Genomic DNA, 20,484 nt, shown 5'->3' with positions numbered 1-20,484 from the left:
GGCATGAGTAGCCCTGTGTCAAGCCGTCGCGTGTTGATCTCGGTTGAGGGCTTGTGCGGCGCCGTGTCGGGCGGGGTGGTAGGGGGTGTTGGTCTGCCAGCATTTCCAGATCACGTGCAGCCAGGCGCGGGCGAGGATGCGCACGGCGTGTGGGTGGTCGTGCCCGCGGGCGCGGGCGCGGTTGTAGAGCTGGGCGGCCCAGGGGCTGGCGTGGCGGGAGTCGCCGGCGAAGTCGCAGATGGCGTCGCGGAGTTGTTTGTTCGCGGCCCAGCGGAAGCTGACGATTTTGATCTTGCCCGTTTGTCGGGTCGAGGGCGCGACCCCGGCCAGGCAGACCAGGCTTTCGGGTGTGGGGAAGCGGCCCCGGGCGTCGCCGATCTCAGCGAGCAGTCGAGCGGCGCGGATCTGTCCGCTGCGGGGCAGGCTGGTGAAGATGTCTGCGTCTGGGTGCAGAGCGAGTTGTTCTTCGATCTGGTCTTCCAGCGCTGCGATCTGGGTGCGGATGGCCTCGAGCGCGGCGATGAGGGCGAGGGTGATCTGAACGCGGGCCTCGCCGTCGGGTCCGGTCAGGCCGCGGGGCGCGCTGGTCAGCCGGGCGTGCAGCACGCTCGGGTCGGTGCGCCCGCAGTAGCCGACACTGGCCAGCCAGGCGGCCAGCCGTTTGGGCGAGAGCCAGTCGGCGCGGTCCTGGCCGGGGAAGCGGCGCAGGAACGCCAGGGTGATCTTCGAGTCGATGTCGGCGAACAGGCCGACCGCGGCCGGGAAAGCGATCTGCAGGTGAGCGCGCAGTTGGTTGGCCAGCGCCACCCGGTGTCCGACCAGGTCCTTGCGGGCCCGACAGGTCGCGCGCAGGGTCACCGTGGCCGGGTTGTCGGGGGTGAGGGGGCGCAGTCGCCGTCGGTCGGTGCGGGCGGTGTCGGCCAGTACGTAGGCGTCGAACCGGTCGTCTTTGTTGCCGGCCGAGCCGTAGCGGCTGCGCAGGTTTTTGACCTGGATCGGTGGGATCACGAAGACCGTGAACCCGGTGTCGAGCAGGGCGTCGATGATCGGGCCGTCGCTGCGCTCGATCGCGACTTCGGTGACACCGGCGCGCTTGAGGCGCCGGCACAGCTGCCCGAGCCCGGTCGCGGTGTGGGCCACGTTGAACCGGTCGAGCTGCGCGCCGTCGCTGTTGACGACGGCGACTGCGTGGTTGTCGCTGGCCCAGTCGATGCCCGCGGTCGGTCGCGGGCGGGGAGGGTCGTGCAGGACACTCATCGTTGCCTTTCCGCTGTTGCAGCAGTGGGAAGGCACCCGGTGGTTCCCGGACACGGCAGCCGGTCGCTCACTGATCGGCGCTCGTTGGCGCTCAGCCCTGTCGCCAGTCGGCGTGGCCGGGACCACCGGGCCCCGCAGAACTCATGCCGGACCTCGACGGTCGAGCGAGCAGGGCGATCACCCGGTGGCCACCAGCGGTGCATCCGAACCCTCTCATCACACAGCCCGGACACGAGGAGGGTGCAGCAGTGAGCACCGCCGTGGCCGCGCTGCGCCGGCCGGGCGCTCTCCGACCCGCCCGGGCCGCTGCCCGACCCGCAGGCGAACCGCGCGGGCACCGACGCGTCACCGTCCGGCTCCGACGGGCCGCTCGGGACGGTCGCCGAGCCGTCGGCGACCCCGCTCCCTCCCGCGCCGGTCACGAGGCCGGCGTGGGGAACCGGCCGGCCGTGGCCACGCGGCCGTGGCGGACCGGCGCTGAGCGACCCGGAGGCGGACCGCGAGGACGCCGGAGCGCGGCCCCGGACGGCCCGCTCGGCCGCATCGCCTCGCTGCCGGCGCCGGCTGCCCTGGTCACGGGCTCGGTGTGGCCCCACGTCGGCCGCGGCGGCGCGGCGCCGCCGGGCCGCTCGGGGCGGGGAGACCTCCCGGCGTCGACACCCGAACGGGAAGCGGACCGCGAGGACGCGGGCGCCCGGCGGCCCGGCCTCGACAGCCCGCTCGACCGGATCGACCCGCCGGCGTTGCCGCCGGCCGCGGGGGCCACGGGGTCGGCACGGCCGCCGTGGCCGCGCGGCGCCGCTGGGCCGGCTCGGCGCCGGCCGACCTGCCGGCGTCGATGCCCGAGCGGGAGGCGGGCCGCGAGGACGCGGGCGCCCGGCCACCCGGCCTCGACGGCCCGCCCGACCGCATCGACCCCACTGCCGGCGGTCCGGCCGCCGGTCGTGCCCCTCGGGGGACCGGCGTGAGGACCGTGGTGGCCGCGCGGCGGAGGTCGTGGCGGCTCGGTGCCGAGCGACGAGCCGGAGTCCGGGCTCACGCGGGAGGCGAGCCGCGGGGACACCGGCGCCGGGCCGGCCGGCTCCGGCGGCGCGCTCGTCCGGATCGACCCTCTCCCGGTGACCCCGCCCCTGGCCGCGCCGCTCACCGGGCCGGCGTCAGGACCCGGCCCGCGGCCACCCGGCTGCGGCGGATCGGAGCCTCCGTGGCCGCGGTGGCGCGGCGCCGGCTGTGGCGGCTGGTGCTCGCGCTCACCGGTGGGCTGACCGTCACCGGCGAGCTCCCCCGCGGCGGGTGCGTGGTGGTCGCCAACCACAGCTCGCACGCCGACACCGCGGCGCTGCTCGCCGCCCTCCCCGGCCGGTGCGCCCCGCGGGTGGCCGCCGCGGCCGACTACTGGTTCGCGGGCGGCTGGCGGCCCGCCGTCGGCCGCGCGCTCGCCGCCGCGTTCCCCGTGCGGCGCAGCGGGGGCGGCAGCGCCGACATGGCGCGCGCCGTCGCCCTCCTGCGGGCGGGCCACGCGGTGGTCGTCTACCCGGAGGGGACGCGCGGCCGCGGCGCACCGGGTCGCTTCCGCTCCGGCGCCTTCCGGCTGGCGGAGGCGGCGGGCGTGCCGGTGGTCCCGGTCGGCATCGCCGGGACCGCCGACCTCCTGCCCAAGCACGGCCGCTTGCGGCGCGCCCACGTCGCCGTCCGCTTCGGCGCCCCGCTGCCGCCGGATCCGGAGGCGGCGCGGGCGGAGGTGGCGCGCCTCGCCGCCCTCCCGGTCCCACCGCCGGGTGCGGCGTTGCGGCGGGCCGCGGCCCGGATCGCCCGCTCCCGGACGGGGCTCGCGCTCGTCGTCGCCTGGAGCCTCGCGGAGGCGGTCGTCTGGCCGCTCGTGCCGGAGCTGCTGCTGTTCGCCCTGGTGGTGGCCGCGCCGCGGGCGGGGGTGCGCCTGGTCCCGGCGGCGGTGCTCGCGAGCATGCTCGGCGGGCTGTGCACGCTCGCCCTCGGGGCGGCCGGAGCCGCGCCGCCCGCGCCGCTGGTCACCGACCGCATGCGCGCCGCGGTCGCCGAGCAGACCGCCGCCGAGGGCGCGCTCGCGGTGCGCCACCAGCCGTTGTCGGGCATCCCGTTCAAGGTCTACGCGGCCGAGGCGGGCCGGGCGGGGGTGGACCCGCTGCCGTTCCTCGGCGCGGCGGTCACCCACCGCGGGCTGCGCATCGCCGCGGTCGGGACGGCGTGCACGCTGCTCGGCGTGGCGCTGCGGCGGCGGCCGGAGCGCTACGCCCGGGTCGTCGCCACCGGCTGCGGGCTGTTCGCGGTCGGCCTGGCGCTGGTGGTCGCGGCCTGGGCATGAGCGCCGCGGTGCGACCATGGATGCGTGAGCGCCGAGCCCGAGTCCGCACCGCGCGCCGTCTTCCGCATCTCGCCACTGGTCGTGCTGGTGGCGCTGGCGTTGGCCGTCTGCGCCACCCCGCTGGCGTGGTCCGGCCCGTACCTGTGGCTGATCTACCTGGTCCCGCTCGGGATCATCGTGTGGACGCTGCGGGTGCGCACCGTCGCCGACCCCGAGACCGTCGCCGTGCGCAGGGTGGTCGGCGGCCGCGAGGTGCCGTGGAGCCAGATCGCGAGGGTGCACCTCGGGCGCGCCCGCAACCCGGCCTCGGCCCGGGTGAGCGCCGTGCTGACCGACGGCTCCGAGGTGGCGCTGCCCGCCGTGCACGTGCGCGACCTGCCCCGGCTGGCCGCCGTGAGCGGCGGCCGCCTCCCCGACCCGACGCCGGACGCCGACTAGAAGGGGACCTGCGTCGCGAGCAGGCCCGCGGGGGCGGCGGTGCGCCCGGAGAGGATGCGGCAGAACTCCACCGCGTCGAGCTGCATCTCGGGCCCCTCGCCCGCGGTCCAGCGCCCGCCGGCGGGTCCGGTCAGCGTGAGCGCGTACGGCCTGCCGTGGCGGCCCGCCCACTCCGCGACGACGTCGGCGACGATCACGCCGTCGTGCTCGGGCGTGAGCACGAGGTCGCGGCCGGTGGCGCGGGCGGTGTCGACGCGGTGCATCCAGGTGTCGCGGGTCAGGATCGTCTCGAACAGGTAGCCGAACGTCCACCGCTCCGGTACCCCGCCGACGGTCTGCGTCCCCGGCATCGCGACCCGCCCGACGAGCAGCGAGCGCCTGCGCCTGCCGCGCACCGCCCGCGGCGCGACGGCGGCGTAGCGGGCGATGAGCTGTTCCGGGGTCAGGTCGCGGCGCTGGTGCACCTGCAGGTCGGTGAGCGCGTCGACGGGCACGCCGCCGCGGCGGGTCGCCGCCGCGTTCTGGTGGACGAACGTCGGCAGCGACGCGGCGAACTCCGCCATCCCGAGGCAGTGCCCGGTCATGGCGCGCACGTCCCAGGGCGGGCAGTCCGTGGGGCGGGCCCAGTCGGCCTCGTCGAGGCTGCGCAGCAGGTCGAGGTAGCGGCCGTACTCGGTGGCGGCCAGCCGCATCGCGGTGTTCCGGTCGAGCAGCGAGCGGCGGGGCCGCGCGGGCGCGCGGGTGTCGGTGGCGGTCATGGCTCCTCCAGGTCGTCGGTGACCTTCGGCAGGTGGACCGCGTCGGCGTACATGTCGACGGCGCGATCGATCAGCCGGGCGTACCGGGTGCCGCCCGGGTCGTTGGCCCACTGGGCGTCGACGAGCCCGCCGACGAGGGCGACGTAGAGGTCGACGTCGCCGTCGTCGGTGACCCCCATGCCCGCGAGGAACGCCCGCAGCTCGTCCATCACCCGCACGGCGGGGGCGTATCCCTCGGGGCTCGGGGTGAACCCGGGGATCGTGCGCAGGTTCATCAGCTGGTGGCGCGGCAGGTCGGCGGTGGCGAACCGGAAGAACCGGTGGGCGCGCACCCGCAGCGCGGCCCGCGGGTGCGCAGGCAGGTCGGCGGTGGCCACCCACTCCTCGTAGGCCGACCACGCCTGCTCGAACATCGCGTCGTAGATCGCGTTCTTCGAGGCGAAGTGCGAGTACAGCGACGGCGCGCGCATGCCGACGCGGGCCGCGACCTCGCGCAGGGTCAGCCCGGCGAGCCCGTTCTCCCGCGCGACGGCCCACGCCGCGGAGAGGATCTCCTGTCGCGCCGCCTCACGTCGTTTGCTCTGCCAATCGATAGTAGCTTCGCCTAACACGATTAGGAAGCGTCCTCCTCGGCGGACCACCCGTCAAGGAGGGGTTCACCGGGCGCGTAACGTGGGGAGCGATCCCGCAGCGGCCCGGCCGGACCACGCCTCCGGTCCCGCCCGCGCGGAGCGCAGCGGCGCCTGCGAGCCACCGCTTTCGGGCGCCAGCGCGCACCTTCCGGCCCATCGAGAGGAAGAACCGTGCCGGCACTCCGGTCCCGAGTCACCACCCACGGCCGCAACGCCGCCGGAGCGCGCTCGCTCTGGCGCGCCACCGGCATGGGGGACGACGACTTCGGCAAGCCGATCGTCGCGATCGCCAACTCCTACACCCAGTTCGTTCCCGGGCACGTGCACCTCAAGGACCTGGGCGACCTCGTGGCGAGCGCCATCCGCGAGGCGGGCGGCGTGCCGCGGGAGTTCAACACGATCGCCGTGGACGACGGCATCGCGATGGGGCACGACGGGATGCTCTACTCGCTCCCGTCGCGCGAGGTGATCGCCGACGCCGTCGAGTACATGGTCAACGGCCACGCCGCCGACGCGCTGGTCTGCATCTCCAACTGCGACAAGATCACCCCGGGCATGCTCAACGCCGCGCTGCGGCTCAACATCCCCACGGTGTTCGTGTCCGGCGGGCCGATGGAGGCGGGCAAGGCGGTCGTCGTCGGCGGGGTCGCGCAGGCGCCCACCGACCTGATCACCGCGATCGCCGCCTCGGCGTCGACGCAGGTCAACGAGGCCGGCCTCACCGAGGTCGAGCGGTCCGCCTGCCCGACGTGCGGCTCGTGCTCGGGCATGTTCACCGCGAACTCGATGAACTGCCTCACCGAGGCGCTCGGGCTCGCCCTGCCCGGCAACGGCTCCACGCTGGCCACGCACGCCGCCCGCCGCGAGCTGTTCCTCGAGGCCGGCCGCACCGTCATGGAGCTGGCGCGGCGCTGGTACGAGCAGGACGACGCGTCCGTGCTGCCCCGCTCGATCGCGAACAAGAAGGCGTTCGAGAACGCGATGGCCCTCGACGTCGCGATGGGCGGCTCCACCAACACGGTGCTGCACATCCTCGCCGCCGCGCAGGAGGGCGAGGTCGACTTCGCCCTCGACGACATCGAGGCCATCTCGCGCCGCGTGCCGTGCCTGGCGAAGGTCTCGCCGAACTCGAACTACCACATGGAGGACGTCCACCGCGCCGGCGGCATCCCGGCGATCCTCGGCGAGCTGTGGCGGGCCGGCCTGCTCAACGAGGACGTGCACACCATCCACTCGCCGTCGCTGCGGGAGTGGCTCACCGAGTGGGACATCCGCGGCGGCTCGCCGTCTGAGCGGGCGATCGAGCTGTTCCACGCCGCCCCCGGCGGGGTGCGCACCACCGAGGCGTTCTCCACCGAGAACCGCTGGTCGTCGCTCGACACCGACGCCGAGAACGGCTGCATCCGCGACGTCGCCCACGCCTACACCGCCGACGGCGGCCTCGCCGTCCTGCGCGGCAACCTCGCGCCGGACGGCGCCGTGATCAAGACGGCGGGCATCCCGGAGGACATCTGGCGCTTCGAGGGCCCGGCCCGGGTCGTCGAGAGCCAGGAGGAGGCCGTGTCGGTCATCCTCACCAAGCAGATCCAGCCCGGCGACGTGCTCGTCGTCCGCTACGAGGGCCCCGCGGGCGGCCCCGGGATGCAGGAGATGCTGCACCCCACCGCGTTCCTCAAGGGGTCCGGCCTCGGCGCGAAGTGCGCCCTGATCACCGACGGCCGGTTCTCCGGCGGGTCCAGCGGCATCTCGGTGGGGCACATCTCGCCGGAGGCCGCCGCGGGCGGCACGATCGGCCTGATCGAGGACGGCGACCCGATCGTCATCGACGTCAGGGCGCGGCTGCTCGAGGTCCGGGTGCCCGACGAGGTGCTCGCCGAGCGCCGGGCCAAGATGGAGGCCAGCGAGCGGCCGTGGCAGCCGAAGGAGCGCAACCGGCCCGTGAGCAAGGCGCTGCGCGCCTACGCCGCACTCGCCACGAGCGCCGACAAGGGCGCCGTCCGCCAGGTCCCGTAACCGCTCAGGCCCGCAGCGCCGGGCCCAGCTCGCCGAGCGCGCGGGCGGCGGTCTCGACCATCTCGACGACGCGCGCCGTCCCGAGGTGGTCGGCGGCGAACGCCAGGTACTGGACGTGCACCTGGACCGTGGCCCAGAGCCGCTCGACCTCCCGCAGCGGCGGCGGGAGGTCCGGGGCTCGGTACGCGGGCGGTGGGGTGATCCCCTGCGCGGCCAGCGTCGCGACGTCGAGCCCGGCCGGGGCGACGCGCGCGTTACCCCAGTCGATCAGGACGGCGCCGTCGGGGGCGAGGAGCACGTTGCCGCGGTGCGCGTCGCCGTGGGTGAGCGTGCGGGGCAGCACGGCGAGCGCGGTGCGCAGCCGCTGGTCGGTGGCCCAGGCCTCGAGCAGCCCGACGACCTCGGCCAGCCGGGCGTCGCCGGTGCGGTCGCGGGCGGCGCGCACCGCGGGCAGGGCGTGCCCGGTGACCATCCCCCGCCACCAGCCCGCGTCGACGACGGGCAGGCCGCGCGGCCGCTTGCGGTGCCAGTGGGTGTGCACCCGCCCGAGCACGTCCCACACCTCGGCGGGCGGGTCGCCCGAGGTGAGCGCGGGCCCGGGGTAGTGCGGCACCACCAGCCACGGCCCGTGCCGGTCGGCGCCCGCGGCGAGCAGGCGGGGCCGGTCCACGCCCGGCACCACCGCGACCGCGCGCATCGCGGCCACCTCGCTCGCCCGCGCCCGCTTGAGCACGACCGAGACCGGGCGGCCGCCCGCGTCGAGGTCGATCCGCTCCACGGCGTCGGCGACGTAGCCGCCGGACAGCGGCGCCCTGGCCGTGACGACCACCGGTGCGCCCGCCCACCGCGCCACGGGCCCCAGCCACGCGGAGTCCGGTGGCGGCGGGGTCACCGCAGCAGCACGAGCACCAGCACGGCGGCGGTCACGCCGACGATCAGCATGAGCACGCCCCACGGGGCCGGCCGCAGGTTCCAGGTGCGGTTGCGGTCGAGCGCGATGCGCCCGGCCCCGGTGAGGGCGAGCGCGGCGGCCGACAGGCCGAGCACCACGTCCAGCTCCACCGCGTCCGCCCCGGCGGGCGAGGCGATGAAGAACCCGTTGCCGATCTTGACCGCCACCGAGTTGATCATCAGGGCGAGCAGGCCCACCGCCGCGAGCGGGGTGAGGAAGCCCAGCACGACCAGCGCACCACCGACCAGCGCCGTGAGCCCCGCGACCCAGGCCAGCGCCGGCGCCTGCTGGTAGCCGAACCCCTCGAGCACGCGGGTGAAGCCCGCGAGGCCCTGGCCGCCCCACATGCCCGTCACGATCTGCATCCCGTGGGCGAAGAACGTGCCGCCGACGGCGAACCGCAGCAGGAGCAGCCCGACGTCGGTGCCGGGGTTCCAGGTGAGCGGCCTGCGGTTCGGTCGCGTCTGGGCAGGCTCCGGGGAGCCGAACCCGCCCCCGCCGGGCAGGATCGACGTGGGCTGGTCGGTCATGGCGCCGAAGCGTAGCCGTACCGGGCCCGTTCGCGTGGCACTTCGGGCGATCAGTAGCCGTCGACGACGAGGTTCGGCGGATCCTCACCGCGGGCGAACGCGGCGATCTGCTCGGCCGCGATGCGGTAGGCCCGCTCCAGCCTGCCGGGCACGCTGCCACCGACGTGCGGGCACAGGAACAGACCCGGTGCCGCCCAGAGCGGGTGGTCGGCCGGCAGCGGCTCCGGGTCGGTGACGTCGAGCGCGGCCATGAGCCGCCCGCTGGTGAGCTCGGCGGTGAGCGCGTCGGTGTCGGCGACCGGGCCGCGAGCGGCGTTGACGAGCAGCGCGCCGTCCGGCATGGCCGCCAGGAACTCCGCGTCGACCAGGCGGCGGGTGGCGTCGGTGAGCGGGACGATCACGACGCACGCGTCGTGGCGGCCCAGGAGCTCGTGGACCTCGTCGATGCCGTGGACGCCGGGGCGGGCCCTGCGCCCGACGAGCGTCGTCGTCACCTCGAACGGGGCGAGCCTGCGCACGGTGTGCTCGGCCACGTCACCCGCCCCGACGATCAGCACCCGCTTCCCGGCGAGGGTGTCGGTGACGTGGTAGTCCCAGCGCCGCGCGTCCTGCGCCCGGACGAACTGCGGGAAGTGCCGGTACACGCTGATCAGGGCGCCCACGATCCACTCCGCGGTGGCGCCGCTGTGCGCGCCGCGGCAGTCCGACAGCGCGACGCCGTCGGGCAGCCGCCCGACCCAGGCCTCCGCGCCCGCCGTGAGCAGCTGCACCAGCCGCAGCTCGGGGAGCCGCTCCACGATGGAGACCGCCGAGGCGGGAGCCAGGAACGGCGGGACGAGCACCTGCGCCCGCGCCGCCTCGGCCGGCAGCACGCCGTCCGGGTCGTAGCGCACGACCTCGACGCCCGCCACCCCGGCGAGCGCGGCCTCCCCCTCGTCCTCCGGGACGAGCACCGTGATGTCTCCCATGGCCGGCGACGCTACTCACCGGCTGCTCACCCGCTCCCACCTAGCCTTGGTCACGTGGGAGGACGGGTGCGACGCGCGGCGGCCGCGGCGTTGTTGGTGCTGGCGCTCGGCGGGTGCGCCACCTTCCCCGAGCAGGGCCCGCGCGAGTGGCGCGAGCAGATGGAGGGTGCGGGCGAGCTGGGCGGGCCGCCGGTGGTGCCGGAGGACACGCCTCAGCCGCAGACGCCCGCGCCGCCCGGCCCGGAAGGCCAGAGCGGGCCCCAGGAGCCGCCCACCGGCTGCCAGGACCCCGACCCGCAGGTCGTCGCCACGTGCCTGGAGCCGGTCGGAGCCATCGCGGTGCTCCCCGACGCCACCTCGGCGCTGGTCGGGGAACGGCAGACCGGGCGGGTGCTGCGGGTCCAGCAGGGCAGCGAGCCGCGGCTGGTGACCACCATCCCGGTGGACCCCACCGGCGGGGGCGGCCTCACCGGCCTGGTGCTCTCGCCGTCCTACATCGAGGACCAGCTGGTCTACGCCTACATCACCACGCCCGAGGACAACCGCGTGGTGCGCCTGGCCGCGGGCGAGCCGCCCAAGCCGGTGCTCACCGGCATCCCGCGGGGCCCGATCAACAACGGCGGCGCGCTCGCGGTCGACGAGGACGGCTCCCTGCTGGTGGCCACCGGCAACGCCGGCCTGGGCACCCCGCCGCCCGACTCGCTCGCGGGCAAGCTGCTGCGCATCGACCTGCAGGGCCGCCCCGCCAAGGGCAACCCCGACCCGCTGTCGCCGACCATGAGCTCGGGCCTGCAGTCGCCCGGCGGGATCTGCGTCGACCCGCGGCGCGGCGCGGCCTGGGTCACCGACCGGCGGGCGGGCGAGGACGTGCTGCACCTGATCGTGCCCGGGCAGCTCCCGCCGCCCGCGTGGCGCTGGCCCGACCGGCCCGGCGTCGCGGGCTGCATGGCGCAGGACGGCGCGGTCGCGGTGGCCCAGGTGCGCCAGCAGTCGCTGTTCGTGATCCGTTCCGACGCGAAGAACGCGTTCGTGGGCGCGCCCGAGACGCTGCTGCAGGAGACCTACGGCCGCCTCTCCGCGGCCACCCTCGCGCCGGACGGGCTGCTGTGGCTGGGCACGGTCAACAAGGCGGGCGGCCGGCCGGTGCCCTCCGACGACCGGGTGATCCGGATCCAGCCGCTCGCCGCGGGCGGCGACAACCGCCAGTAGGCCCGTTGGCCACGCCGACCGGTCGCGCGGCTGCCCACGCGACCGGTCGGGGGTCCGTCAGCTGCAGCGCTCGAGCACCAGCTCGCGCACGCGCTTGGCGTCGGCCTGGCCCTTCGTCGCCTTCATGACGGCGCCGACGATCGCGCCCGCCGCCTGCACCTTGCCGCCCCGGATCTTCTCCGCGACGTCCGGCTGGGCGGCCAGCGCCTCGTCGACCGCGGCGAGCAGGGCGCCGTCGTCGGAGACGACCGCGAGGCCGCGCGCCTTCACGACCTCGTCCGGCTCGCCCTCGCCGGCCAGAACGCCGTCGACGACCTGGCGGGCCAGCTTGTTGGACAGCTCGCCCGAGGCCACGAGCTCGATCACCCGCGCCACCTGCGCCGGGGTGATCGGCAGATCCGCGAGCTCCACACCGCGGGCGTTCGCCTGCTGGGTGAGGTAGGAGACCCACCAGGAGCGGGCCTCCCCGGCCGGCGCGCCCGCGGCGACGGTGGCCTCGATGAGCTCCAGGGCGCCGGCGTTGACCAGGTCGCGCAGCTCGAGGTCGGTGAGCCCCCACTCGGCCTGGATGCGGCGGCGGTGCTCCCACGGCAGCTCCGGCAGCGTGGCGCGCAGCTGTTCGATCCACTCCGGCGACGGCGCGATCGGCACCAGGTCGGGCTCCGGGAAGTACCGGTAGTCCTCGGCGGTCTCCTTGCGCCGCCCCGGGGAGGTGGTGCCGGTGGACTCGTCGAAGTGCCGGGTCTCCTGCACCACGCGTTCACCGGCCAGCAGCACCCCGGCCTGGCGGGTCATCTCGTGGCGGACGGCGCGCTCCACCGACCGCAGCGAGTTGACGTTCTTGGTCTCGGTGCGGGTGCCGAACTCGGTAGCGCCCTTCGGCATCAGGGAGACGTTCGCGTCGCAGCGCAGGGAGCCCTGGTCCATGCGCACGTCGGACACGCCGAGCGCGCGCAGCAGGTCGCGCAGCGCGGTGACGTACGCGCGCGCCACCTCCGGCGCCCGCTCGCCCGCGCCGACGATCGGCTTGGTGACGATCTCGATCAGCGGGACCCCGGCCCGGTTGTAGTCGAGCAGCGAGTACTCCGCGCCGTGGATGCGCCCGTCCGCGCCGCCGACGTGCAGCGACTTGCCGGTGTCCTCCTCCATGTGCGCGCGCTCGATCCCCACCCGGAACACCGAGCCGTCGTCGAGCGGGACGTCGAGGTGGCCGTCGAAGGCGATCGGCTCGTCGTACTGCGACGTCTGGAAGTTCTTGGGCATGTCCGGGTAGAAGTAGTTCTTCCGCGCGAACCTGCACCACGGCGCGATGCTGCAGTTGAGGGCCAACCCGATGCGGATGGCCGACTCCACCGCCTTGCGGTTCACCACCGGAAGCGCCCCGGGCAGGCCGAGGCACACCGGACACACCTGCGTGTTCGGCTCCGCCCCGAACGCGGTGGGGCAGCCGCAGAACATCTTGGTCTGCGTGTTGAGCTCGACGTGCACCTCGAGCCCGAGCACCGGGTCGAAGCGTTCGACGACCTCGGCGTAGTCCACGAGCGTCGGCGCACTCACGACGAAACCTCCAGCGAAGGGACGCGGTCGATCACGGGGCCGTCCTCGGCGTCGCGAGCGGCCTCGAACGCCGCCGCCACCCGGTACATGACGGCCTCGCCGAGCGCGGGCGCCATCACCTGCAGCCCGACCGGGAGACCGTCGTCGGCGAGCCCCGACGGCACGGACATCGCGGCCGTGCCCGCCAGGTTGGTGGGGATGGTGGCCAGGTCGTTGAGGTACATGGCCAGCGGGTCGTCGACCTTGTCGCCGATCCGGAACGGCGTGGTCGGCGCCGTGGGCGAGACCAGCACGTCGGCCTGCTCGAACGCGGCGGTGAAGTCGCGGCTGATGAGCGTGCGCACCTTCTGGGCCTGCCCGTAGTAGGCGTCCCAGTAGCCGGACGACAGCGCGTAGGTGCCCAGGATGATCCGGCGCTTCGCCTCGGGGCCGAACCCGGCCTCGCGGGTGGCGGCCATGACCTCCTCGGCCGAGACGCCCTTGTCGACGCGCAGCCCGTAGCGCATGGCGTCGAACCGGGCGAGGTTGGACGAGACCTCGCTGGGCAGGATCAGGTAGTAGGCCGCGAGCCCGTACTCGAAGTGCGGGCAGGAGACCTCCACCAGCTCCGCGCCGAGCTTCTCCAGCCGGCGCAGGGCCTCCTCGTACGAGGCGCGGACGCCCGGCTGGTAGCCCTCGCCGGACAGCTCGCGGACCACCCCGATCCGCAACCCGGACAGGTCGCCGTCGGCCCCGCGGCGCGCCGCCTCGGCCACCGGGGGCACCGGCTGGTCGATGGAGGTGGAGTCCATCGGGTCGTGCCCGGCGATCACCTCGTGCAGCAGGGCCGTGTCCAGCACGGTGCGCGCGCACGGGCCGCCCTGGTCCAGCGAGGACGCGCAGGCGATGAGGCCGTAGCGGGAGACCCCGCCGTAGGTCGGCTTGGCACCCACGGTGCCGGTGAACGCGGCCGGCTGGCGGATCGAGCCGCCGGTGTCGGTGCCGATCGCGAGCGGCGCCTCGAACGCGGCGAGCGCCGCCGCCGACCCGCCGCCGGAGCCGCCGGGGACCCGCTCGAGGTCCCACGGGTTGCGGGTGGGCCCGAACGCCGAGTACTCGGTGGACGAGCCCATCGCGAACTCGTCCATGTTGGTCTTGCCGAGGATCGTGATCCCCGCGGCGCGCAGGCGGGCCGTGAGCGTGGCGTCGTACGGCGGGCGCCACCCCTCGAGGATGCGCGACCCGGCCGTGGTGGGCATGTCGATCGTGGTGAACACGTCCTTGAGCGCCAACGGCACGCCGGCGAGCGGCGACGCGGGCGGGGTGCCCGCGGCGAGGCTCTCGTCCACCACCGTGGCCGCCTCGAGCGCGGCCTCCTCCGCGACGTGCAGGAACGCGTGCACCCGTCCGTCGACGGCCGCGATGCGGTCGAGGTGGGCCCGGGCGACCTCCACCGCCGACACCTCGCGGGAGTGGATCAGCGCGGCGAGCTCGGCCGCGGTCTTCCGCGTGAGGTCCGCGCCGCTCATGCCTCCTCCCCCAGGATCTGCGGCACGCGGAAGCGGCCGTCCTCCGCCGCGGGGGCGCCGGACAGCGCCTGCTCCTGGGTGAGGCCCGGGCGCAGCTCGTCGGGGCGGAACACGTTCTGCAGCGGCACCGCGTGGGACATGGGCGGGATGTCGTCGGCGGCGACCTCGCCCACACGGGCGACCGCGCCGAGGATCACCTCGAGCTGGCCGGCGAAGACATCCAGCTCGTCGTCGGTGACGGCGAGCCGGGCGAGCCGGGCGAGGTGAGCGACCTCCTCCCGGCTGATGTGCGCTGCCGCGGATTCGGCGGACATGTCCCTCCAGGACGGTGTGCTGCGGGGGCCCGCAACCGGTGCGGACGATGGCGATCGGCGATGCCGCGCCGAGCGCGCGCATCGACGTCGCCGAGTCTAGTCGCGGGGACGAAACGGACAGTCGCCGCACCGCGCTCGGCGGCTCGCCGCGAAGCGGAGCCGATCAGAAGCAACGAGTGCCGAAACGGCGTACTCCTGACACAATCCACACAAGCAGAGCCGCCGCGTGAACCGCCCCTTCTGCGGCGGGACGACTCCCGCGGTGGGGGCGTGTACGCGAGAGGACGTGTGGTGTGTCGTTCCTGCTCCGGGTCGTGCTACCGGACAAGCCGGGCAGCCTCGGGGCCGTGGCCACCGCGCTCGGCAACGCGGGTGCGGACATCCTCGGCGTCGACGTGGTGGAACGCGGCAACGGGCACGCGGTGGACGACCTCGCCGTCGAGCTGCCGCCCGGCCGGCCGCCGGACGTGCTCATCACGGCCGCCGAGTCGGTGCCCGGCGTCGAGGTCGAGTCGGTCCGGCCGCATTCGGGCCGGCTGGAGACCCACCGCGAGCTGGAGCTGATCGACCAGATCGCAAGCGACCCGGAGAACGGCCTCCAGCTGCTCGCCGACGGCGTGCCGCGGATCTTCCGGGCGGGCTGGGCCCTGGTCGCCGCGCGGGAGGACGGCACGTCCTACCGGCTCGCGGAGAGCGCCGCCGCGCCCGAGACGCGCGCGGGCGACCTGCCGTGGCTGCCGCTGGAGAAGGCGACCGTGCTGGACCCGGCCGTGCACTGGATGCCCGAACCGTGGAGCGCGCTCGACACCGAGCTCGCCGCGGCGCCGCTGGGGCCGAAGGCGCGGGCGCTGGTCGTCGGCAGGCCCGGCGGGCCCGCGTTCCGCCCGTCGGAGCTGGCGCGGCTCACGCACCTCGCAGGCATCGTCGTCACGGTCCTGAACCCGTAGTGGATCGGCCCTGGTCCCGCGTGCCGACGTGGGTGGGCGCCGCGCTGCGCCCCGAGCTCGCCGACGCCACCGACGGCATCATCTCGGCCGTCCGGGCCGAGGTGCCCGAGTACGCTCGGCCGCTCACCGGCCGCTTCGGGGCCCGGATCACCGAGGGCGTGTCGGTGGCGCTGGGGCAGTTCCTCGACCTGCTGGGCCGCGACGATCCCCTCGAGGACACCACCGTCTACCGCGCGCTCGGCCAGCTGGAGCACCGGGAGGGCCGCACGCTGGCGGCCCTGCAGTCGGCGTACCAGATCGGGACGCGGACGCTGTGGCAGCGCCTCGCCGCGAGCACCACGGCGCGCCAGCTCCCGCCGGAGGTGATCTTCAGCCTGGCCGAGGCCCTGTTCGGCTACGTCGAGCAGCTCAGCGCCGCGTCCGTGGCCGGCTGGGCCGACGAGGAGGCGAGCCGGGCGGGGTCGCTGCAGGCGCGCAGGCACGCGCTGGTGGAGCTGCTCGCCCGGCCGGCCACGCCCGCCGAGCTGGAGCGGGCGGCGGCCGCCGCGGGCTGGACCGTGCCACCCCGGGTGGCGGCGCTCGCCGTGGAGGACGCCGTCGCCGTCGCCGCGCGGCTGCCCGGCGCGGTCGGGGCCGACCTGGACCCGGTGGGCGTCGTCGTGGTCGCGGCCCGCGGCGAGCCGGACGCCGCGTGGCTGGAGCGGGTCCGCGGCGCCACCGGTGAGCGGCGCGCCGTGCTGGGGCCGGTGGTCGAGCCGGCGCAGGCGCACCGGTCCGTCGAGCTCGCCCAGGCCGCGTGGCCGCTGCACGCCGCGGGCCGCCTCGACGCGGGCGTCCCCCTGGTCCGCGCCGACGAACACCTGCTCCCGCTGCTGCTCGCCGCAGCGCCCGAGCTCGCCTCCGCGCTCGTGGAGCGCGCGCTCGCCCCGCTGCGCGCGCTGCCACCGGGCGCGGCGGCCCGCGCCGAGGAGACCCTGCGCGCCTGGCTGGACGCCCACGGCGACGTCACCGCCACCGCGGCCGCGCTGCACGTGCACCCGCAGACGGTGCGCTACCGCCTCGCCGGGCTGCGCGAGGCGTTCGGCGGGGCGCTCGACGACCCGGCCGCCCGGCTGGAGCTGGCCGTCGCGCTCCGGGCCGCCCCGCTCGAACGCTGATCAGCCGGCGGTGAGCCCGCGCAGCACCACGTCGAGTCCGCGCCGGAACTCCTCGTCCGGCGGCACCGAGCGCGCGTCCCGGGCCGTGCGCGCGAGCAGCGGGTACTCGTCCTCCGGCAGCTCGGACAGCACGATCGTGCCGGGCCCGGACAGCGCCGCGAAGTGCTCGCTCTGCAGGAAGCCGAGCAGGTGGCCGATCAGCGTGCGCTGGGCGATCACGCGCTCGACGCCGGACAGGCCGCCCTCGGTGAGCACCGACAGCGTCGTCTCGATCAGGCGCAGCGAGCTCGGCGCGGCCTGCCGGTGCCGCAGCACCAACGGCACGACGCCCGGGTGCCGGGCCACGGCGACCCGGATGCGGTCGAGCAGCACGCGGATCCGGTCCTGCCACGTCCCCTCGGGCAGGTCGAGGTCGACCGACCGGAACACGTGGTCGACCACCAGCACCTCGAGCGCCTGCCGGTCGGAGACGTAGCGGTACAGGCCCATCGTCGCCACGCCGAGCTCGCGGGCGACGGCGCGCATCGTCAGGGCGGGGAGCCCGTCGCGGTCGACGACGGCGAGCGCGGCGGCGACGAGCTGGTCGTCCGTGAGCGAACGGGGGCGGGGCACGGCTTGACAGCGTACAAGGTACGCGCATACTGGCCGTAGGCGTACCTTGTACTCTTAAGGAGCTCGACATGGCTCTCGCCGCCGTCCCCGCCCGCACGCTCGTCACCGTCAGGGGCGACCAGGTGCCGATCCCCGCCCCGGACCGCCTCGTCCACCTGCAGTTCCGCCGCTTCGCCGGCTGCCCCGTGTGCAACCTGCACCTGCGGTCGATCGTCCAGCGCCGCGCGGAGATCGAGGCGGCGGGCGTCCGAGAGGTGGTCCTGTTCCACTCCAGCGCCGAGGCGCTGCGCCCCTACGTCGCGGACCTGCCGCTCGACGTCGTGGCCGACCCGGAGCGCACGCTGTACCGCGAGTTCGGCGTGGAGTACGGGCTGCGGTCCCTGCTCGACCCCCGCGGCTGGCCGACCATCGTCCGGGCGATCGCCCACGAGCTGCGCGCCATCCGGCAGGGCCGCCCCGCTCCCCCGGTGCGCCCGGAGGGTGGGCGGTTCGGGCTGCCCGCGGACTACCTCGTCGCGCCGGACGGGCGGGTGCTGGCGAGCAAGCACGGCGTGCACGTCGACGACCAGTGGTCGGTCGACGAGCTGCTCGCGCTCGTGCCGGCCGCGCCCCGGGACCGCGCGTGATCACCGTCGAGGTGTTCGTCACCGGCCGCCGCTGACCCCCGACCAGGAGCGCGACCTCGCCGACCACGTCCTGCAGGCGCTCACCACCGGCGAGTCGCGCTCCGGGTGCACTCGAGTCGCGCTCTCGGTGCAGGCGAGTCGCGGCCTGGCTGCCGGCGAGTCGCGGCCTGAGCGCGGGCGAGTCGCGGGGCGTGGGCGGTAGCGGGGTTCCACGGAACCGGCACGGGCCACCCGCCGCGCGCCCCGGCGGGCGCCCGCTGACGCCTGCCGGAGGAGCCGCAGAGGTTCGCTAGGCCGAGGGTGCGTCAGCGGTCGCGCAGCGACGCAGGCAGGCGCCCTCGACCGGCGAGGAGCGGCCCCGCACGTTGCGCGGCGCCGCCAGGTGCCCCGGAACCGCCGGTCAGCCCGCGAGGCGGACCGGCGTGCCCGCCGGTGCCCGCCGCGCCGGCAGCGGCGTGACCTCGGCCTTGCGGCCGCCGCCGGGGAACGCCAGCCGGGCGAGCTTGCGCACCACCGTGCCGTACTGCTTCGGCAGCGAGCCGGTGGTGTACGGCAGGCCGTAGCGCTCGCAGATCTCCCGCACCCGCGGGGCGATCTCGGCGTAGCGGTTGCTCGGGATGTCCGGGAAGAGGTGGTGCTCGATCTGGTGGGACAGGTTGCCCGTCATGATGTGGAACAGCGGGCCGCCGGAGAGGTTGGCCGAGCCGAGCAGCTGCCGGACGTACCACTGGCCCTTCGTCTCGCCCTCGAGCCGCTCCTCCTCGAACGTCTCCGTGCCGTCCGGGAAGTGCCCGCAGAAGATCACGGCGTGCGACCACATGTTGCGCACGGCGTTGGCGGTGGCGTTCGCGGTGAGCGTCGCGAGGAAGCCCGGGCCGGACAGCAGCGGGAACAGCACGTAGTCCTTGGCGAGCTGCTTGCGCGCCTTGCGCCAGAGGTTCTTGGCCTCGCGGCGAACCTGCTTCCACGGCTTCTCGCCCGCCTGCGCCTTCTCGACCTCGAGGTCGTACAGCGCGATGCCCCACTCGAAGATCAGCGACAGGCCGACGTTGTAGATCGGCTGGAGCAGGTAGATCGGCTTCCACTCCTGCTCGGGCGTCACGCGCATGATCGCGTAGCCGAGGTCGCGGTCCTTGCCGCGGATGTTGGTGAACGTGTGGTGCTCGTAGTTGTGCGACTTCTTCCACGACTCGGCGGGCGAGACGTGGTCCCACTCCCACGTGGTCGAGTGGATCTTCGGGTCGCGCATCCAGTCCCACTGGCCGTGGAGGATGTTGTGCCCGAGCTCCATGTTCTCGAGGATCTTGGCGACGGACAGGGCGGCGGTGCCTGCGATCCACGCCGGGGGGAACCGGCCGAACAGCAGCGTGGCGCGGCCGCCGACCTCGAGGGCCCGCTGCACGGCGACGACCTTGTGGATGTAGCGGGCGTCGCGTTCGCCGAGGCTCCCCACCACCTCGTCGCGGATCGCGTCGAGCTCGGCGCCGATGGCCTCGACCTGCTCGTCGGTCAGGTGCGCGGCCGCGCTCTGGGTCTGGGTCATGGGGGTGGCTCCTAAAGCTCGATCTCGACGTCGCCCGCGGCGCCGGAGACGCACGTGCGGACGGTCTGGCCTGGGGTGTCGTGCACCTCACCGGTGCGCAGGTCGCGCACCCCGCCGGAGCGCAACCGCCCGACGCAGGTGTGGCAGATGCCCATCCGGCAGCCGTTGGGCAGCAGCGCGCCCGCCGCCTCGCCCGCCGCGAGCAGGGGGACGCCGGGGTCGGCGTCCGCGGTGATCCCGCTGGTCGCGAAGGTCACGCGGCCGCCCGTGCCGGGGTCGGCGACCGGGGCGGGCGCGACGAAGCGCTCGACGTGCAGCGCATCCGGGTCGCCGTGGCGGTCCCAGTGGGTGGCGAGCGCGTCGAGCAGGCCGGCCGGGCCGCAGGCCCACGTCTGCCGGGCCGCCCAGTCGGGCACCGCGTCGGCGAGGGCGTCCGGGGTGAGCCTGCCCTCGGCGGCCGTGTGCCGCTCGACGAGGCGCAGCCCCGTCGTCGCGGCGAGCCGCCGCAGCTCGGCGGCGAACACGACGTCGGCCGGGGTGCGGTCGCAGTGCACGGCGACGGCGCCGTCGAGGGCCTCGGGGCGGGTGGCGGCGAGGTCGCGCAGCATGCCCATCACGGGCGTGATCCCGCTGCCCGCGGTGACGAACAGCAGCTTCTCCGGCACCGGGTCCGGCAGCACGAACTCACCGGCGGGCGGGCCGATCCGCAGCAGCGCGCCGACCGGCGTGCGGTGCGCGAGCGCACCGGAGACGGTGCCACCCGGCACCGCGGTGACGGTGACGGCGAGCCGCGGGTCGCCCGGGCGGGAGGTCACCGAGTACGTCCGCCACTGCCACACGCCGTCGAGCCGGGTCCCGATCCCGACGAACTGGCCTGCCCGGTGCCGGATGCGCGTCCGGCCCGTGTGCAGCAGCAGCGTGGTCGTGTCGGCCGTCTCGCGGCGCACCCCGACGACGCGAGCGTGCGGCTCGCTGGTGGACCACAGCGGGTTCAGCGTGCCGAGCAGGTCGTCGGGCAGCAGCGGTTGGGTGAACCACGCCGCGGCCCCGCGCGCTCGCCTGCCGATCTCGCCGAACACTCGCATGCGGCCGACGCTATTGCGCGCATCGCACACAAGGCCA

The 20,484-nt window shown here is 75.3% G+C and carries 19 protein-coding genes; 7 read left to right on the top strand and 12 right to left on the bottom strand.

What is annotated here, in order from left to right:
- Nucleotides 1-18: 18 nt before the first annotated feature.
- A complete protein-coding gene (locus tag VKZ81_RS14375) occupies nt 19-1,257 on the bottom strand; it encodes an IS110 family RNA-guided transposase (protein WP_324242036.1) in 1,239 nt (412 codons plus the stop codon).
- A 1,204-nt stretch (nt 1,258-2,461) separates the two neighbouring features.
- On the opposite strand from VKZ81_RS14375, the gene VKZ81_RS14370 reads away from it, so the two are divergent.
- Entirely contained in the window at nt 2,462-3,598 is a 1,137-nt protein-coding gene (locus VKZ81_RS14370; RefSeq protein WP_324242035.1) for a lysophospholipid acyltransferase family protein, read from the top strand.
- Between the two features lie 24 nt (nt 3,599-3,622).
- Nucleotides 3,623-4,036 carry a PH domain-containing protein gene (locus VKZ81_RS14365; protein ID WP_324242034.1) on the top strand — a complete coding sequence of 138 codons (414 nt, stop codon included), beginning with the start codon at nt 3,623-3,625 and terminating at the stop codon, nt 4,034-4,036.
- On the opposite strand, the gene VKZ81_RS14360 is transcribed toward VKZ81_RS14365, so the two are convergent.
- Complete coding sequence (locus VKZ81_RS14360) at nt 4,033-4,794, bottom strand: maleylpyruvate isomerase family mycothiol-dependent enzyme (protein WP_324242033.1); 762 nt, start codon at nt 4,792-4,794, stop codon at nt 4,033-4,035. The two genes, VKZ81_RS14365 and VKZ81_RS14360, sit on opposite strands and share 4 nt — an antisense overlap.
- A complete protein-coding gene (locus tag VKZ81_RS14355; protein ID WP_324242032.1) occupies nt 4,791-5,405 on the bottom strand; it encodes a TetR/AcrR family transcriptional regulator in 615 nt (204 codons plus the stop codon). Before VKZ81_RS14355 ends, VKZ81_RS14360 begins: the two co-directional genes overlap by 4 nt.
- A gap of 192 nt (nt 5,406-5,597) precedes the next feature.
- Here VKZ81_RS14355 and ilvD point away from each other — a divergent pair, with 192 nt between their 5' ends.
- Nucleotides 5,598-7,439 carry a dihydroxy-acid dehydratase gene (gene ilvD / locus VKZ81_RS14350; protein WP_324242031.1) on the top strand — a complete coding sequence of 614 codons (1,842 nt, stop codon included), beginning with the start codon at nt 5,598-5,600 and terminating at the stop codon, nt 7,437-7,439.
- A 4-nt stretch (nt 7,440-7,443) separates the two neighbouring features.
- On the opposite strand, the gene VKZ81_RS14345 is transcribed toward ilvD, so the two are convergent.
- From VKZ81_RS14345 to VKZ81_RS14335, 3 genes are read right to left on the bottom strand one after another with little or no spacing between them, the layout of a single operon-like run.
- On the bottom strand, nt 7,444-8,331 hold the full coding sequence (locus VKZ81_RS14345) for an aminoglycoside phosphotransferase family protein (protein WP_324242030.1): 888 nt from the start codon (nt 8,329-8,331) through the stop codon (nt 7,444-7,446).
- The gene (locus VKZ81_RS14340) at nt 8,328-8,921 is read right to left on the bottom strand and encodes a DoxX family protein (RefSeq protein ID WP_324242029.1); all 594 of its coding nucleotides are present in this window, start codon (nt 8,919-8,921) and stop codon (nt 8,328-8,330) included. The genes VKZ81_RS14345 and VKZ81_RS14340 overlap by 4 nt, the downstream gene beginning before the upstream one ends.
- Nucleotides 8,922-8,971: 50 nt before the next feature.
- Nucleotides 8,972-9,889: a 2-hydroxyacid dehydrogenase gene (locus VKZ81_RS14335; protein ID WP_324242028.1), complete on the bottom strand. Its 918-nt coding sequence runs from the start codon at nt 9,887-9,889 to the stop codon at nt 8,972-8,974.
- A 54-nt stretch (nt 9,890-9,943) separates the two neighbouring features.
- Here VKZ81_RS14335 and VKZ81_RS14330 point away from each other — a divergent pair, with 54 nt between their 5' ends.
- Nucleotides 9,944-11,098, top strand: coding sequence for a PQQ-dependent sugar dehydrogenase (locus tag VKZ81_RS14330; RefSeq protein ID WP_324242027.1), 1,155 nt, complete (start codon nt 9,944-9,946; stop codon nt 11,096-11,098).
- 57 nt (nt 11,099-11,155) lie between these two features.
- Here VKZ81_RS14330 and gatB read toward each other — a convergent pair whose 3' ends face one another.
- Genes gatB through gatC form a run of 3 tightly spaced genes read right to left on the bottom strand, consistent with a single transcriptional unit; the run spans nt 11,156 to nt 14,477 of the window.
- Nucleotides 11,156-12,655, bottom strand: a complete 1,500-nt coding sequence (gatB, locus tag VKZ81_RS14325) for an Asp-tRNA(Asn)/Glu-tRNA(Gln) amidotransferase subunit GatB (RefSeq protein ID WP_324242026.1) — start codon at nt 12,653-12,655, stop codon at nt 11,156-11,158.
- Complete coding sequence (gatA, locus tag VKZ81_RS14320; protein ID WP_324242025.1) at nt 12,652-14,163, bottom strand: Asp-tRNA(Asn)/Glu-tRNA(Gln) amidotransferase subunit GatA; 1,512 nt, start codon at nt 14,161-14,163, stop codon at nt 12,652-12,654. The genes gatB and gatA overlap by 4 nt, the downstream gene beginning before the upstream one ends.
- Complete coding sequence (gene gatC, locus VKZ81_RS14315; RefSeq protein WP_324242024.1) at nt 14,160-14,477, bottom strand: Asp-tRNA(Asn)/Glu-tRNA(Gln) amidotransferase subunit GatC; 318 nt, start codon at nt 14,475-14,477, stop codon at nt 14,160-14,162. Before gatC ends, gatA begins: the two co-directional genes overlap by 4 nt.
- Nucleotides 14,478-14,770: 293 nt before the next feature.
- On the opposite strand from gatC, the gene VKZ81_RS14310 reads away from it, so the two are divergent.
- Both VKZ81_RS14310 and VKZ81_RS14305 read left to right on the top strand, forming a co-directional pair.
- The gene (locus VKZ81_RS14310) at nt 14,771-15,424 is read left to right on the top strand and encodes an ACT domain-containing protein (RefSeq protein ID WP_324242023.1); all 654 of its coding nucleotides are present in this window, start codon (nt 14,771-14,773) and stop codon (nt 15,422-15,424) included.
- Between the two features lie 20 nt (nt 15,425-15,444).
- Entirely contained in the window at nt 15,445-16,581 is a 1,137-nt protein-coding gene (locus tag VKZ81_RS14305) for a helix-turn-helix domain-containing protein (RefSeq protein ID WP_324242022.1), read from the top strand.
- Here the strand turns inward: VKZ81_RS14305 and VKZ81_RS14300 are convergent, their stop codons facing one another.
- Nucleotides 16,582-17,193, bottom strand: a complete 612-nt coding sequence (locus VKZ81_RS14300) for a TetR/AcrR family transcriptional regulator C-terminal domain-containing protein (protein WP_324242021.1) — start codon at nt 17,191-17,193, stop codon at nt 16,582-16,584.
- A gap of 68 nt (nt 17,194-17,261) precedes the next feature.
- Here VKZ81_RS14300 and VKZ81_RS14295 point away from each other — a divergent pair, with 68 nt between their 5' ends.
- A complete protein-coding gene (locus VKZ81_RS14295; protein WP_324242020.1) occupies nt 17,262-17,819 on the top strand; it encodes a peroxiredoxin-like family protein in 558 nt (185 codons plus the stop codon).
- A 400-nt stretch (nt 17,820-18,219) separates the two neighbouring features.
- Here VKZ81_RS14295 and VKZ81_RS14290 read toward each other — a convergent pair whose 3' ends face one another.
- Nucleotides 18,220-19,362, bottom strand: coding sequence for a fatty acid desaturase family protein (locus tag VKZ81_RS14290; RefSeq protein ID WP_324242019.1), 1,143 nt, complete (start codon nt 19,360-19,362; stop codon nt 18,220-18,222).
- 11 nt (nt 19,363-19,373) lie between these two features.
- Nucleotides 19,374-20,447 carry a ferredoxin reductase gene (locus VKZ81_RS14285; RefSeq protein WP_324242018.1) on the bottom strand — a complete coding sequence of 358 codons (1,074 nt, stop codon included), beginning with the start codon at nt 20,445-20,447 and terminating at the stop codon, nt 19,374-19,376.
- Nucleotides 20,448-20,484: the final 37 nt, after the last annotated feature.

This window comes from Pseudonocardia sp. (genome assembly GCF_035305885.1).
In the GTDB taxonomy this organism is placed as follows: Bacteria; Actinomycetota; Actinomycetes; order Mycobacteriales; family Pseudonocardiaceae; genus Pseudonocardia.
Note: the sequence above shows the minus strand (reverse complement) of the source record. Positions and strands in the feature narration are given on the sequence as shown.